This is a genomic window from Chryseobacterium phocaeense, from assembly GCF_900169075.1.
Taxonomy (GTDB): Bacteria; Bacteroidota; Bacteroidia; order Flavobacteriales; family Weeksellaceae; genus Chryseobacterium; species Chryseobacterium phocaeense.
This window is the reverse complement of record NZ_LT827014.1, coordinates 340,928-355,385: the sequence shown is the minus strand read 5'-3', so window position 1 is coordinate 355,385 and position 14,458 is coordinate 340,928. Positions and strand designations below refer to the sequence as shown.

Genomic DNA, 14,458 nt, shown 5'->3' with positions numbered 1-14,458 from the left:
AAAATTGTTTAAAGGGAAATTTTAAAATAAATGAAATTGTTAAAAAGGGCTAACAAACAATGATACAGTACATGATTTCCCTCCTAAATTAATATTAAAAGCTAGGGTTCCTCCGACATTATAAGTTTGCCCTGTTATCGTGTAAGTTACACTTCCGTTACCATTTGCAAGTGTACCTGCTGGTCGTGTTGCTATTAAAGTCGAATCAGCTCCATAAGCAGAAACGGATTCACTTCCATAAGCACCAGTATTACCTCCCGTATACGGAACTGTAAATGTCATTCCGGAAGAAGCATTGTATTGCGAGTTAGTGTGTAGCTGTCCAGTTGTTGTAGCAGAATCGCAATTAAGAGCTGTTACAAAAGGTGGTGGCATATTTACAGGTATATTCAGTTGGCAGCTTTGTCCACCTAAGCTTATTTGAAAATGAGCAGTTCCTGAAGAGGTTGGAGTTCCGGTTATAATATAGCTTACATTTCCGTTACCGCTATTTAAAGTTCCTCCTGAAAGTACTGCTGTCAAACCTGTTACCCCCGTTGAATTGATGGACTGTCCTACATATGGAGCGCCGTTTCCTCCTGTATAAGAAACAGTGGATGACACTCCTGAAGCGTCTGATCCTGATGTTAACGTTCCTGATGTTATTGCAGATCCACAATTAAAAGCTGTTACACGTGGCGGAGCATTTACAGGAACGTCCAGTTGGCAGCTTTTACCACCTAAACTTATTTGAAAATGAGCGGTTCCCGAAGAGGATGGTGTTCCGGTTATGGTATAAGTTACATTTCCGTTACCGTTATTCAGAGTTCCAGCTGAAATTGTAGCTGTTAAGCCTGTTATCCCTGTTGAGTTGACAGACTGTCCCGCATAGGCAATTCCATTTCCTCCTGTGTAAGGAACTGAAGAAGAAACTCCTGAAGCTGCAGATCCAGATGTTAGAGTTCCTGATGTTATTGCAGATCCACAATTAAGAGCCGTTACAAGCGGAGATGGTGCATTTACAGGAATATTCAATTGACAGTTTTGTCCGCCTAAGCTAATTACAAAACTTGCAGTTCCTGACGAAGTGGGTGTTCCGCTTATGATATAGTTTACATTTCCGTTACCGTTATTCAGAGTTCCAGCTGAAAGCGTAGCTGTTAAGCCTGTTACTCCTGTTGAGTTGAAAGATTGTCCCGCATAGGCAATTCCATTTCCTCCTGTGTAGGGAACCGAAGAGGAAACACCCGAAGCTGCAGATCCAGATGTTAAAGTTCCCGATCTTGTTGCAGAACCGCAATTAAGAGCTGTTACATGTGGTGCGGCATTTACAGGGATATTCAGAGTGCAGCTTTTTCCTCCTAAACTAATAACAAAAGCTGCGGTTCCAGCCGAAGCAGGTATTCCCGTAATGCTGTAGGTCACATTTCCATTACCGTTATTCAGATTTCCAGCTGAAAGTGTTGCGGTTAAACCTGTTACTCCTGTTGAGCTGAAGGATTGGCTTGTGTAGGTGCCTGTGTTCCCTCCTGTGTAGGGAACCGAAGAGGAAACACCCGAAGCTGCAGATCCAGATGTTAAAGTTCCGGTTGTTGTAGCAGATCCACAATTAAGATTTGTTACAACTGGTGCCGATTCACTGACTGGAATATTCAGCGTACAGCCTTGGCCTCCTAGGCTGATGGCAAAACTTGCAGTTCCTGATGACGCAGCTGTCCCGGTTATTGTATAGGTCACATTTCCGTTACCATTATTCAGAGTTCCGGCTGAAAGTGTTGCGGTTAAACCTGTTACGCCTGTTGAAGTAACAGACTGACTTGCATAAGCGGCTCCATTTCCACCGGTGTAGGGAACCGAAGACGAAACCCCTGAAGCCGGAGATCCTGAGGTTAAAGTTCCGGATGTTACAGCAGAACCACAGGTAAGAGCAGTCACCACTACCGGCTGCACTCCGCATAAACTCTGCCAGTTATTACTTCCTCTGTAATTAATACAGTTCTCCGTGGTATTATAAACAATCAGTCCGGCAGCCGGGCTGGAAATAGCATCCCGCTCTGTGGTAGTCATTCTTGGAGGCAAAAACCCCTGCGTTGTGCTGGAAACATCCAATCTTGCAGAATTATCCGGACTAGTAGCTCCAATACCCATACTGCCCTGTCCGGAAAAAATAATCTGGCTGCCATTCTGATTAATAGTTGTATTTCCGGTCAGTTGTCCTCCCAATGAAAGACTGGCTCCGGATAATGTTAATCCGTTATTCGCAGTATAGGCGCCTCCTGTTGATATTTTCTGCCATAGATTTCCGTCGTAATAATAATATCCTGCACTGGTTATATTGACCGTCTTTGTGGAAGAAGCAGAAACGGCAGCCGTAGCATACACTATTGTGCCGGTCTGCTGTGAGGTATATAAGGCATCTCCTGCTTTAATCTCATCTCCGCTTAAACGGGGAGGTAAGAATCCTTCTGGCTTACTTCCGTCCGTTGTTTTGGCGGTAATATCAAAAGTAGCGTGCGGATTTGAGTTATTTATTCCTACCTGTGAATAGCCCCAGGAGGATAAAATAAGCATACTGATCGTAGTAAAATGTTTTCTCATAGATTTCGGATTTTTTATAATTGTTACTTTTAATTTTTGTTTCTGGGGTGGGTATCTTTAGCCTGATTAAAAAAAATGTTTAGTTAGATTAATACAAAGAAAGATGGACTGGAAAAATTTTTATAAAACAGGATCAGTACTTTTTTATTACTTTGGAATGATTTTAAAACAAATGAATTGATCGTAATTATCTTAATTTAAGCGGATAATGAATCGATGTATTTCATGTTTTTGTGAGTTTTGTATAAAAGTAGAGGTAAGAAAACTGTCCGGATAATTTTTCTGTTAAATTTTTGTTAATTGAAAATTGATTTCATATACTTTTTTGTTAAGTTTAATTTTGTTTTTACATTATTATTCAGAAACTTAAATTTCCAAAAGTGTTACTTATCGCTATTGACGGTTTATACATACTTTAAAATATTACTGAAAATATGTCTTACCAGAACTAAAAGAATTTTTTTTGCTAATAATTCAGATGTAGAGAATTTAATACATTCAAAATTCTGCATGGTGAAATTGATAGATAAATCTTTTTAGGGATGGAATAGTTTCCCTGTACCCATAATAAATATAACTTCTGTATCTGTATCCTGACCGGAATACTCCATAATTTTGTTCTGCTAAAACAGAGTATTATGGAAACTACCGTTCAAAACCACGAACAGCTTCAATATGCTGAAGTTTATATTTCAGATATGCTGTCCTTAAAAAACATCTTTCTGCAGTCTCAGAATCTGTCGGGATTAAACCAGGATTTCGGTCTGCCTTTCTTATTGGCTAAAAAGAAAAATAAAGTCTTGGCTTTTGCCAGCCTGGTAATTAATGAAAAGGGAGAAATTTCATTTAAAATCCATGGAAAAAACAGACTGACAGATACTGAAAAACAGAATTTTACTTTTCAGGCAGAAAAATATTTCAGAAAAAACAATACCGCCAATTTCCGGAATACAGAGCAGCTGAAAAGCAGTATCAGCAGAATGGTAGGCTGGCAGACTATTGGATAAGGTCTCCATAAAATTGTACATTTACTTAAAACCAATGCTGTATGTCAAAAGATGTTCTCTACCTTAAAATAGCAAAATCTGTTACAGAACAGATTAAAAGCGATACGCTGCAGTTTGGCGACAGGCTGCCATCGTTGAGAAGTGCCCAGAAACTGTACAATGTAAGCCTGAACACGGTAAAGCAGGCCTATATGGAGCTGGAAAGCCGTTCTCTGGTGGAATCACGCCCGAAATACGGGTATTTTGTAAGTCAGACCTCACAAAGAAAACTGGCCCTGCCATCTGTAGCCCAGATCAAACTGGCGGAAAAGAAAAATACCCCTGAAGATCTCATCACTAAAGTATTCGGAACCATTGACGGGACGGATGTTACCCAGTTTGCACTGGGAATTCCGGGAAAGAGTTTCCTTCCTCTCGCTAAGCTGAAGAAATGCATGATCAATGTGATCAAAAGAAAAAATGACAGCGGCACAGATTATGAGCCGGTACAGGGAAATGAGTACCTCCGCCGGGAAGCGGCCAAATGGGCTATGGTGCTGGAAGGAAAAATCTCAGAAGATGATCTGGTGATCACCTCAGGAGCGATGAATGCGGTGTATACCTGCCTTATGGCGGTAACGAAACCCGGAGATTCCGTAGCAGTGGAAAGCCCTGTTTATTTTGGAGTACTTCAGGCCATCCAGCAATTGGGGCTGAAAGTGGTGGAAATTCCCACCCACCCTATTTACGGGGTAGATCTTGACGCACTGAAAAAAGCGCTGCCCTCTCTTTCTGCCTGCTGTTTTGTAACGAATTTCAATAACCCGCTGGGATTCCAGATGCCGGATGATAAGAAAAAAGAACTGGTAAGACTGATCACTGAATACAATGTTCCTCTGATTGAGGATGATATTTATGGCAACCTGTATTTCGGAGCGGAAAGACCTAAACCGTGTAAATTCTATGATGAAGCCGGGCTTGTAATGTGGATAGGATCTGTGTCAAAAGCACTGGCGCCGGGTTACCGTGTAGGATGGGTGGCTCCCGGAAAGTTCAAGGAAAAAGTGATCCGGCAGAAGCTGGTACAGACCGTCTGCAGCCCTTCACTGTATTCAGATGTGATTGCGGATTTTCTTGAGCACGGGCGCTATGACCATCACCTGAGGACATTCCGGAAAAAGCTGTATGCCAATTATCTCCAGATCCAGAAGTCGGTTACCCAGTATTTCCCGGATAATACCAAAATTTCAGAACCCAAAGGAGGATTTATGCTCTGGCTGGAACTGGATAAAAGGATCTGTACGGAAGACCTGTATGACGAGGCGATGAGCCACAACATAAGTTTTGCGCCGGGGAGAATGTTTTCACAGTATAACCAGTACCAGAACTGTATGCGGTTGAATTATGCCCTGGAATGGACGGACAGGGTGGAAAGTGATCTTGAAAAATTAGCAAAACTGGTGAAAAACAGGATTTCGGGGAATTGACCTGAAAATTGCAAAAATTTTGAACACTTTAATGATTTTAGGAGGCTCATATTGAAAACAGAAGGGCACTTTAGTCTTAATATTATTTATTTGGTTTTGAAACATTAAGGAGTTTTAAGGTTTTAAGAATATTAAGATGAGCTTCGCTTTAAGTGGAGAACATGAAGAACGTGGAGAAACCTCTGGAAAATATATAGTAACGTAAATTAAACCTTATAAGGATGAATGAAATGAATAATGAAGTACAAATTATAAACTATGATCCCCAGTATAAAGAAGCTTTCAAAGCATTAAATGAGGAATGGATCAAAACTTTTTTCAGGATGGAGGAAGGTGATTATAAACTGCTGGACCACCCGGAAGAACATATTATCCATAAAGGAGGACACATTGTCTTTGCCCTTTTAAATAATGAGCCCGTAGGAACCTGCGCTTTGGTGAAACTGTCTGATGAACCTCTGAAGTTTGAACTGTCAAAAATGGCGGTAAGTCCTAAGGCGCAGGGAAAGAAGATTGGTTATCTGGTAGGGCAGGCGCTGGTAGATAAAGCCCGGGAATTAGAGGCGGAAAGCATTTTCCTGGAAGCCAATTCCGTACTGGTTCCTGCAATTAAACTGTATGAAAAATTAGGTTTTAAGCATATGCCCGTTTCAGATTCAGCGTATGCCCGCTGTGATACACAAATGCTCCTGGAACTTAATGGTTAAAAAAAAAGATATTAGAACTCGGATGAAAATATCCTTGTTCTAATATCAAAAAATTAAATCTAATTGCTTTACTGTCTTATTTCCTGATGAAGGATTTAGTCTGAGACTTATTACTTCCCGTCATTTTAAGGAAATACACTCCTGCCGGAAGCCCGCGGATATCCATTTTTTCGTTAAATGATCCGTTACCTGATTTTAGATTCTTTACTGAAACCGTGAGTCCCTTACCATCAATGATTTCTGCTTTAACTTCCTTTTCATCAGACTGATACTGTATATGTAAAGTCTCAGAAGCCGGATTGGGATAAATCTTAAAATCATCAGCTGTTTTAATGGTTTCTTTGGCAGATAAGCTTCCGTTGGTACATACAGGAATTCTGTTTACCCCGTCAATACCCCATGATGCCTGTACAGGAATACACATCCAGTTGAGAACCGTCGGAAGATGGTCCGTTTCTCTTGTGGTTGAGGTATAATCATAAATTTTAAATGTGTTCGTTGTTCCGGCAGCATAAGCAGGAGATCCAGTTATTGCAAGGTTATTCGCATTCGGGCCTGAATCTGCTACCGTGTTTCCTGAGGTTCCATTACATTTCCAGTCAGCCAGTAGCTGCGCATAATATGGATGTGAAGAAGTAATATTTTGATTCGCCCAGTTCACAATTACAGAATTAGGAAGGGAGGATTTCCAGATCCTGATGTCTTTGTATGCTGCCGCAAGATTTTCACCGTAGGTATTGGTTCCATCCTGGTTGATCGTCAGAGGCAGGCCGGAGTCAATGTTTCCGATCGTATTCATTTTAGCGAATGTTACCGGAACTCCGTCTTCATACAAGGTAACAAGCCCATCACGATCGAAGCTCACCGCAATATGCTTCCATTTATTGGTTTCCACTTTTCCGCCAACAAGATCAATTCTGTTGGTTCCATCTCCGATATTCAGTTTAAAAGTCTGCCCGGAATATCCAGAAATCACAAAACCTTTATTTTTTCCGTTGGCCCAGTTCTTATTGCTGATCATTACGGGGTCGCTGGAGTAGGAGGCATTAGGTTTCACCCAGAATTCAACGGTGAAGTCCTGATTGGCTCCGAAATTGAATGGCGTCTGGTTGGCCGGTTTTGCGTAAGTGCCTGCCGGAAAGCTCAGCTGGTTAAAGGTTTTACTGGATTCCAGAACCGTTTTGCTGATTTGCTGTGGCGTGAATCCCGGATTGGAATATACTGTGAAAATATTACGTTCAGAAAGGTTTCCGCCGCCATGGGAACTTTGAATGGCACCATGATCCGTCGTTAAAACCACAAGCCAGTCTTCATTGTTATAGGTTGGTCTGTTTTTCATGGCAGACACGATTGCACCAATATATGAATCGGTTGTCTGGATCGCAGAAACATACTGCGGAACAGTAGAGGCAAAGCCGTAGGAATGTCCGGCGTGGTCTACATCATCAAAATCTACAAAAAGAATATCAGGATTGTCAGTCTGGAGCGCAGAAACGGCTGCATTTTTAACCGCCAGGTCTGAATCCAGGTTGGTTTGCACATCTGCATTCTGTACTATTTTGTCGTTAATGGGTGCCCAGTGAGCCAGAGAAATGGTCTTTAAGTTCGGGTTGTACGTTTCTGCCCGGGTTAAAAAATCAGGATAGTTTGCATAGTTCGGACTCGTAAAGCTATTGTCCTGAACGTTGTGCTTGGTATGCCATACGCCTGTAAGCATGGTGCTCCATCCGTTTCCGCTCCATGTAGTGGCTGCACAGAGTCCATCTATCGAGTAAATGGATTGGTTAACAAGACTTTGGATGTTTGGAATGTTGCTGGACATCATAACATCTGCCCGGCATCCGTCGATACCGATAAAAAGAACTTTTTTCTTCTGAGCACTAAATAAACAGCTCACAAGAACGGCCATTGAGAAGAGTTTTGTTTTCATGGGGATAAATGATTTAAAAAAGAATATTTACAAATAGTAATTTATTTTTAACTGTTGTAAAATTAATTTACTATTTGTAAACATATGTGAATTTAAAGTTAATTAATTGATAATTAAATCATTATATGTTTTAAAAAACAAATAGCACTAATGTATTCACGAATTACACGACTAATATTGGTGATATTTGTGAATATATTAGTGCCATTAGTGGTTCATTTGCAGTCTTAATTTACAGTAGAACTAAACATCACGACATTAAGGTGACTGATTTTTAAAAATTAAAAAATGAGGCTGAAATAAAGTAAGTATAATTTGAAAGAAGAGTTTAAAGTATATCTTCAGCCTCAGAAATTGTATTAAAAATATAATCCGGATGTGCGGTTTCCAGTTCAGTCCTGTTTTGTGCGCCGGAAAGAACCGCAACCGTAAGTCCGCAGCCTGCATTTTTTCCCTCTTCAATATCTATAACAGAATCACCGGCTTTTAAAACGTTACCAGGTTCACTGATATTGAATTTCTTCATGGCAAGATAGATCATTTCAGGACTTGGACGGCTTTCAGAAACATCATCAGCCGTAATCAGTGCATCAAAATGGATAGATTCCTTCCACTGTAATTTATCTAAAAGCTGACGGGCGATTTCGGATGTATAACCAGTATTCAGGACCACTATTTTGTTCATGGATTTCATTTTCAGCAGAAAATTTTCAGTCCCATTGATAGGTTTTACATCAAGACCCCGGTAAGCTTCCTTTAGCTGTTCTGAAAAGTCTTGGAAAATAACGGGAGCATCTGCTTCATTGCCGTTGATTTCCTTCAGCAGGCTGGTGATGGCTTCCAGCTTCTCCATCCCCGCACAGCTGGAAAGAACCTTATCCAACGTCACCTGGTAGCCGTGGTTATTAACAGCAGCCGTTAAAGTTTTATACACTACATTATCTTCATTAATTGTTGTTCCGGCCATATCCAGAACCAGTAATTCTATATTCTTCATTGAATTTTTATGCGTAAATTTTATCTATATTAAATTTTGAAAAGCCACCGCTTCCCGTCATTCCTTTCCCTCCGATACCCGTTACAATGTGGATATTCGCGGAAGGGCTGTGCTCAAAAATATCTTTCGTTTTGCACTGGGAATACACCCCGAACCATCTTCTCTGGATTTCATAGGTTGGAAGATCAATGATTTTCTTAGCTTCATGGATCATGAATTCATCGATTTCCATATTCAGGTCATAGCCCAGATCATCTGCATTTTTAGCATCCGCATATTCATGGGAATCTCCCAGGATAACAGAGCCGTCAAGGGCCTGTTTGAATAAAATATGTACCCCGAACTTTTTCTCAAATGATTTCGGGTCTTCTGATGATTTGATTTTCTGATAGGAAGCACATTCACTGAATGACTCATATCTTCTGATGGAAAGCCCGGTAAGGATATTTCCCTGAAGCGAATAAATACCCTGCGGCTTCGTCTGCAGCATCTGCAGCTTACTCACTTCTAAATCGCTCTCGTCAAATACTTTAGGATATAATGTTTTGAATTCATGACCACCACAGATAATGATCTTCGATGCGGTAAATTCAGTTCCTTCCGAACTTATGGCGGTACAGTGCTGCCCGTTTTCCCCGGTTTCGATGATGGTGGTATTGTAGTAAATCTGCAATCCCAGTTTCTCGCGGAGAAGCTGATGAAGCTTTACAATCATATCTGCCGAATCCACCGAAAGTTCCTGCGGGAAAAAGAGACCGGCTTTACAATAATCCGAACGGAGCCCGTCGAATTTCTTGATGCAGTCGTTCTTTGATAACAGAACCGATTCGTAATCATTATTTCTGTTGATTTCGTACAGCTCTTCAATAAGCTGAATTTCCTCATCATTAGAGGCGATATATACGGAACCGTTTTTTCTTATGGTAAGATCTGCCTGATCATGGAGTTCATTGTAGATAGCGAGACTTTCTCTTCCGAAGTTCTGCCATTTAAGATCCATTCCGGAGGGAACCACCTGGCCGAAATTTCTTACCGTTGCTCCTTGTGGCACGGAGTTTCTTTCCAGTAAAGCTACCGAAAGACCTTTATTTAGGGCATGATAGGCATGAAATGTACCTAAAATACCTCCTCCTACAACGATTAAATCAAATTTTGTTGTCATTGTTACTTGAGTTTATAAAATTTTCGACGTATCGAAATTAATGAATGGGTTAGAGTTTGATTTCGGTTTTTCTTTTTTCCTGAAGGCTAAAAAAGCCGTAACCGAAAGTATAAAAACAACGGCTGTGATAATATAATTCAGATGAATATAAAAATTAAGCCAGGAAGTCTGTGATGATCCAAAGTTTTTGTAAAGCAGGATGAGGACGCTTCCCAGATAGCCAAAAGAATCTACGGTATAGGTCAGAAATCCTACATTTCCTTTGATATCGAAAGCAGCGATCATCCGGTCAAAATAAATTCCGTTAAAAGGAATGTAGCAGATATACATTCCAAATCCGGAAACCATCATCCACAGGAACGGAGATAAAGCTCCGTTTTGGAATAAGTAGGTTGAAAGACCGACCATCAGAATACCACCAAATAAGATATAATGGTAATAGGCAAAAGCCTTTTTGTTGTTTTTCACTTTAACCATAAAGCTTAGGATCAGAAGAACCATAACGGCAATAGGAATCTCTGTTAAGGTGAAAATAGAACTATCCAGCGTAAAATTCAGCCCGTCCCAGATCTCCCGGTTAAAATTATCCCTGAAATCTCTTAAAATAGTTAAACAGACGTACAGGAAGATAATGCAGACAATAGGAACGAAAAACCGGCGGATCAGCTTTTTTCTTTCCATCCCGTTTAAAGGCTGCCTTTTGGTTTTAAGCAGAATATCTTCTTCCGTAGGCCTGGGAATTCTTTCCAGAAGAAAAGCAAAAATAATTAAAGGAATGATAAATACTAATCCTGTGCAGAAGGGCATCCAGAACTCTGACACCGGAAAATGATCCATTAAGAATTTCCCTGTAGATTTTGTAAATCCGGACGATACCACAAAGCTTGAACATAGGAAAAGCCCGATAATCTCTGTGGTTTTCCGCCCCTCAATATAAGAGAATACAATGCCCCAAATCATACCAAGGGGAATACCATTGATGAACATGAAAACAATATTATAAGGAGCAGGAACTGCTGCAAATCCAAGTAAAGCCAGCTCTGCCACGGCAATACTTGCCAATAAGTACGTAATTCTTTTTTCCGGTTTCAGCTCCGAAATAAATTTAATCCCTATGAATTTTGAAATAAAATAACCGACCGCCTGGGCTATGATGATCAGGATCTTATAATCTACCCCAAAATAGGAGAGCCCTTCAAAAGAAGCTACCGTAAAAGGCTTGCGGAAACCATACATGCAGAAGTAAACACCGAAAGCGGCTAATGCAGCCTTCAGTGTTACCAGTGTTTTTTTGTTGATGCCTTGAGTCATTAAGGAGATTTTAAAAGTTCAGTTTTATTCCCAGGTTACATCGTACGCCATAATATTCTACCTGCTCCGGACGTTCTTCGTTCTTCCCGAAATGATAGATTAATGGTTTGTTCAGGATATTGTTTACATCAGCATAGAGCATCAGGTGTTTGGTGAACTGATAAGATCCTCCGAAATCCAGACTGCTGTATTTTCCATAGTAAGAATCATTGATATCATCCTCTGCATATTCTACCGCATACTTTCCTTTGTAATTGTATGCAAGCCTCGCATTGAATCCTTTCTTCTCAAAGAAAAGCTGTACGTTATAAAGCTCTTTGGCCTGATAAGGAAGTGCTACTGTTCTTCCGCTTGGCTTTTCCATTTCAGAAGTCATGAAAGTGGCATTCACCTGGGATCCGAAATATTGCAGGAATCCCGGAAGGAAATCAAATCTCTTATTGATTCCAAGTTCAATACCTCCCAGCCAGGCTGCTTTTCCATTGTTCGGTGCTGTAAACTGCACCCCGTTCATCCCGTTGTAGCTTCCGATAAAGGAATCCTGAAAAATAGGATCTGTGATGGATTTATAGAAAACACCTCCGCTTACAATCCCCACATTTGAGAAATAATATTCTCCCATCAGGTCAAAGTTTAAAGAATAGGTTGGATTAAGGTTGGGATTCCCTCCTTTGAATTCATTATCCGCTTCAATATAAGTTCCACCTGGCGTCAGATCCCCGAAATTGGGTCTTGAAAAAGTCCGTGTGGCGGCAAAACGCAGATTGGTTTTATCGTTTAAGGTGTATTTAATATGTAACATTGGAAGTACGGCGAGATAATTCTTGGTGTGCTCTACCGGAGTAGGAACATTGTCTATCACATTATAACCCTGTACTTTTGTATTGGTATTGGATAACCTGATTCCTCCTAAAATAATGATCTTGTCATTCAGTTTATAAGTTCCCATTCCATACGCATCAGCATGCTTTTCAAAAACATCGAAGTTTCTACCCAATGCCTTATTGTATTCCAGTGCTTCGGAATCTGCCGGGTTGATCTTCAGGTTTCCCTGGTTCTGGAACCAGAACTGATCCATTCCTGTAGTAGACAATACAGGCCCGAATGTATTTCCGATGTGGGCGTTCATTTCGCTTAAGTATTTTGGACCATTCGGCTGAGTGGTGATATAGGGAGCGTAATCCGAAAGCAGCGGGGCAGTTCCTCCGTTCCAGTTGTAGAAAATATCGGAGAATCTTGCATTTCTTTCCTTGTCCCTGTATTTGAAACCGTATTTTAAGGTCAGCTTATCAGACGTATTGATTTCGTGGTTGAAAGCTGCGACAATCTTGTCTTTTTCCTCCACAAAAACTTTGTAGAATTCAAGGTCGGTAAATCTCATCTGGGAAGCATCCATTTTAAAATTCGGATCGCTGTAGAATCCAAATAAGGCATCCGGGTTTTTATAGTCTAATTTTCCGCCGTCTGCTTTCCAATAGGCTCTTGGACCGTTTCCATGATCGGAAATATAATCAGGATTGATGCCTACACCGGATTGGGTGTATTTGATCACATAATAAGAATTGTTCTGCTTATCCGGAATATTTCCGTATTTAAAGCGGTTGTCATAATAGGATAAATCCCAGTCGATTTTCCCTTTGTTTAAAGTATGGATTCCACCTAGTGAAACAGAAGTAAGCTCTGTGATCAGAAGGTTATGGATATTCTGAAGCTCTACTCTTGCCGTATTATTGGCTGCACTGAATTTATCAAATCTGATCCTGTGTTTATAGTGGGTTTCATCATCTGAAAGCGTTCCGTACATTCCCTTCAGATAAAATGTATTCTTTGGAGAAAGCACGTATTCAAAAGCCGCATTTACACCGGTTGTTTTTCTGACTCCGTTATAATCACGAAGTTCCATTCTGAAAACACCTTCATCACCGCTTCTTCTCGCTTCAAAATTATCGGTAGACCAGTTTCTGATAAAGTGGGCCACATTGAATAAGTACCCGAATTTTTTATCCTTTGTCCTGCCTCCGTAAAGTAAACCAAGGTTATAAACACCTTTGTCAGATTTAGCATTGTAACCGCTTCCCAGCGTTGCTTTGAACTCTGTTTTCATCGGTGGTGTTTTGGTAATGAAGTTCACGCCGCCACCTATTCCATCGGCTTCCATATCCGGAGTGAAAGACTTGTTGACATGAACGTAGGAAATGAGTTCAGTAGGGAAAAAATCAAAAGCTGTTGCTCTGGATGTGGTTTCTTCTTCTGCGGTAGGAAGTCTGTTTCCGTTGATGGTAGTAGAGGCCCAGAATGGCGGAAGTCCTCTTAGTGAAACAAATCTTCCTTCGCCCTGATCCCGTTCAATAGAAACACCCTGAACACGCTGAACCGTTTCAGCCGCATTTCTGTCCGGAAGCTTTCCGATTCCGTCTGATGCAATGACATTGGTGATATTTACCGCGTTTTTTTGAAGATTTAAAGCTCTCGCTTCCGTATTTTTCAAAGTTCCGGTTACGACAACTTCGTCAATGTTTTTTCTCTGCTGGGATAGTTTTACAGCTCCAAGATCCACCGTTTCCCCGGATTTCACTTCTATGTCAATATCAGACGTTTCATAACCAATATAACTGATCTGTAGATGATATTGTCCTTCTTTGATATCATTGAATGTAAATTTTCCATCGATATCAGTTGCTGTATTTTTTGATAAACCGTTTATTTTAACTGACGCGCCGGGAAGAGGCTGGTTGTCGTCAAAAACAGTTCCTATAATTAACTGCTTTTGTGCTGACACAAAAAAGATCAAACACAAAAAAGCAAGGGTAAGTAATTTCTCTAATTGGGTCTTCATTTTTACATATATTAAATTTTCATTGCAAAACAAGCTAATAATTTTAATATATATAAATATTTCGTATTAAGTATTGTTTAACAAATAAGCTCTGTTTGTTACCTGTATTTTACTTTGAAGAAGGTAGAAATTATCGTGTGAAAAACAGGGGAAACAGGCTTATAAGTCGTTATTTTGACGTTTTTGTAAATAATTCTTTACATAATTGAGATAAGAAATTTTTAGAAAACAGATGTATTTTGATTAATATTCCGTTCATTTTCGGAAAAACCGGAATATCAAAAGTTGCATATTTGTAAAATTATGCACCGGTGAAGCACAAAATAGATGAGAAGTAAGAAGTCAAAATATTAAAATGGGAAGTCTTTTAAAATACACCAAGATTAATCCTGCCACTTGATATTTAAGGTTACAAAGAAAGAATCAATCTTTGATTGATCTGATCAAGAAAACGTATAAGCATAG

Annotated in this window: 9 protein-coding genes; 3 read left to right on the top strand and 6 right to left on the bottom strand. The window is 40.2% G+C overall.

What is annotated here, in order from left to right; translation table 11 throughout:
• Positions 1 to 39: 39 nt before the first annotated feature.
• Positions 40 to 2,577 carry a beta strand repeat-containing protein gene (locus tag B7E04_RS03045; RefSeq protein WP_139785323.1) on the bottom strand — a complete coding sequence of 846 codons (2,538 nt, stop codon included), beginning with the start codon at positions 2,575 to 2,577 and terminating at the stop codon, positions 40 to 42.
• Positions 2,578 to 3,215: 638 nt separating this feature from the next.
• On the opposite strand from B7E04_RS03045, the gene B7E04_RS03040 reads away from it, so the two are divergent.
• The 3 genes from B7E04_RS03040 (at position 3,216) to B7E04_RS03030 (ending at position 5,757) form a co-directional block, all read left to right on the top strand.
• Positions 3,216 to 3,584 carry a hypothetical protein gene (locus B7E04_RS03040; RefSeq protein WP_080777319.1) on the top strand — a complete coding sequence of 123 codons (369 nt, stop codon included), beginning with the start codon at positions 3,216 to 3,218 and terminating at the stop codon, positions 3,582 to 3,584.
• A gap of 41 nt (positions 3,585 to 3,625) precedes the next feature.
• Positions 3,626 to 5,050: an aminotransferase-like domain-containing protein gene (locus B7E04_RS03035; protein ID WP_080777318.1), complete on the top strand. Its 1,425-nt coding sequence runs from the start codon at positions 3,626 to 3,628 to the stop codon at positions 5,048 to 5,050.
• A gap of 221 nt (positions 5,051 to 5,271) precedes the next feature.
• Positions 5,272 to 5,757, top strand: a complete 486-nt coding sequence (locus tag B7E04_RS03030) for a GNAT family N-acetyltransferase (RefSeq protein WP_080777317.1) — start codon at positions 5,272 to 5,274, stop codon at positions 5,755 to 5,757.
• Between the two features lie 76 nt (positions 5,758 to 5,833).
• Here the strand turns inward: B7E04_RS03030 and B7E04_RS03025 are convergent, their stop codons facing one another.
• The 5 genes from B7E04_RS03025 to B7E04_RS03005 form a co-directional block, all read right to left on the bottom strand.
• Positions 5,834 to 7,687: a LamG-like jellyroll fold domain-containing protein gene (locus tag B7E04_RS03025; protein ID WP_080777316.1), complete on the bottom strand. Its 1,854-nt coding sequence runs from the start codon at positions 7,685 to 7,687 to the stop codon at positions 5,834 to 5,836.
• 328 nt (positions 7,688 to 8,015) lie between these two features.
• Complete coding sequence (locus B7E04_RS03020; RefSeq protein ID WP_080777315.1) at positions 8,016 to 8,684, bottom strand: HAD-IA family hydrolase; 669 nt, start codon at positions 8,682 to 8,684, stop codon at positions 8,016 to 8,018.
• 7 nt (positions 8,685 to 8,691) lie between these two features.
• Positions 8,692 to 9,846 (bottom strand): TIGR03364 family FAD-dependent oxidoreductase, encoded by a 1,155-nt coding sequence (locus B7E04_RS03015; RefSeq protein WP_080777314.1) that lies wholly within the window; start codon positions 9,844 to 9,846, stop codon positions 8,692 to 8,694.
• Between the two features lie 12 nt (positions 9,847 to 9,858).
• The gene (locus B7E04_RS03010; protein ID WP_080777313.1) at positions 9,859 to 11,157 is read right to left on the bottom strand and encodes a DUF5690 family protein; all 1,299 of its coding nucleotides are present in this window, start codon (positions 11,155 to 11,157) and stop codon (positions 9,859 to 9,861) included.
• A 10-nt stretch (positions 11,158 to 11,167) separates the two neighbouring features.
• Positions 11,168 to 13,993 carry a TonB-dependent receptor gene (locus B7E04_RS03005; RefSeq protein ID WP_080777312.1) on the bottom strand — a complete coding sequence of 942 codons (2,826 nt, stop codon included), beginning with the start codon at positions 13,991 to 13,993 and terminating at the stop codon, positions 11,168 to 11,170.
• Positions 13,994 to 14,458: the final 465 nt, after the last annotated feature.

Coding starts and splice junctions, on each gene's coding strand:
- B7E04_RS03005 (WP_080777312.1), bottom strand. CDS start 13,993: ATGAAGACCCAATTAGAGAAATTACTTACCCTTGCTTTTTTGTGTTTG.
- B7E04_RS03015 (WP_080777314.1), bottom strand. CDS start 9,846: ATGACAACAAAATTTGATTTAATCGTTGTAGGAGGAGGTATTTTAGGT.
- B7E04_RS03040 (WP_080777319.1), top strand. CDS start 3,216: ATGGAAACTACCGTTCAAAACCACGAACAGCTTCAATATGCTGAAGTT.
- B7E04_RS03010 (WP_080777313.1), bottom strand. CDS start 11,157: ATGACTCAAGGCATCAACAAAAAAACACTGGTAACACTGAAGGCTGCA.
- B7E04_RS03045 (WP_139785323.1), bottom strand. CDS start 2,577: ATGAGAAAACATTTTACTACGATCAGTATGCTTATTTTATCCTCCTGG.
- B7E04_RS03030 (WP_080777317.1), top strand. CDS start 5,272: ATGAATGAAATGAATAATGAAGTACAAATTATAAACTATGATCCCCAG.
- B7E04_RS03025 (WP_080777316.1), bottom strand. CDS start 7,687: ATGAAAACAAAACTCTTCTCAATGGCCGTTCTTGTGAGCTGTTTATTT.
- B7E04_RS03020 (WP_080777315.1), bottom strand. CDS start 8,684: ATGAAGAATATAGAATTACTGGTTCTGGATATGGCCGGAACAACAATT.
- B7E04_RS03035 (WP_080777318.1), top strand. CDS start 3,626: ATGTCAAAAGATGTTCTCTACCTTAAAATAGCAAAATCTGTTACAGAA.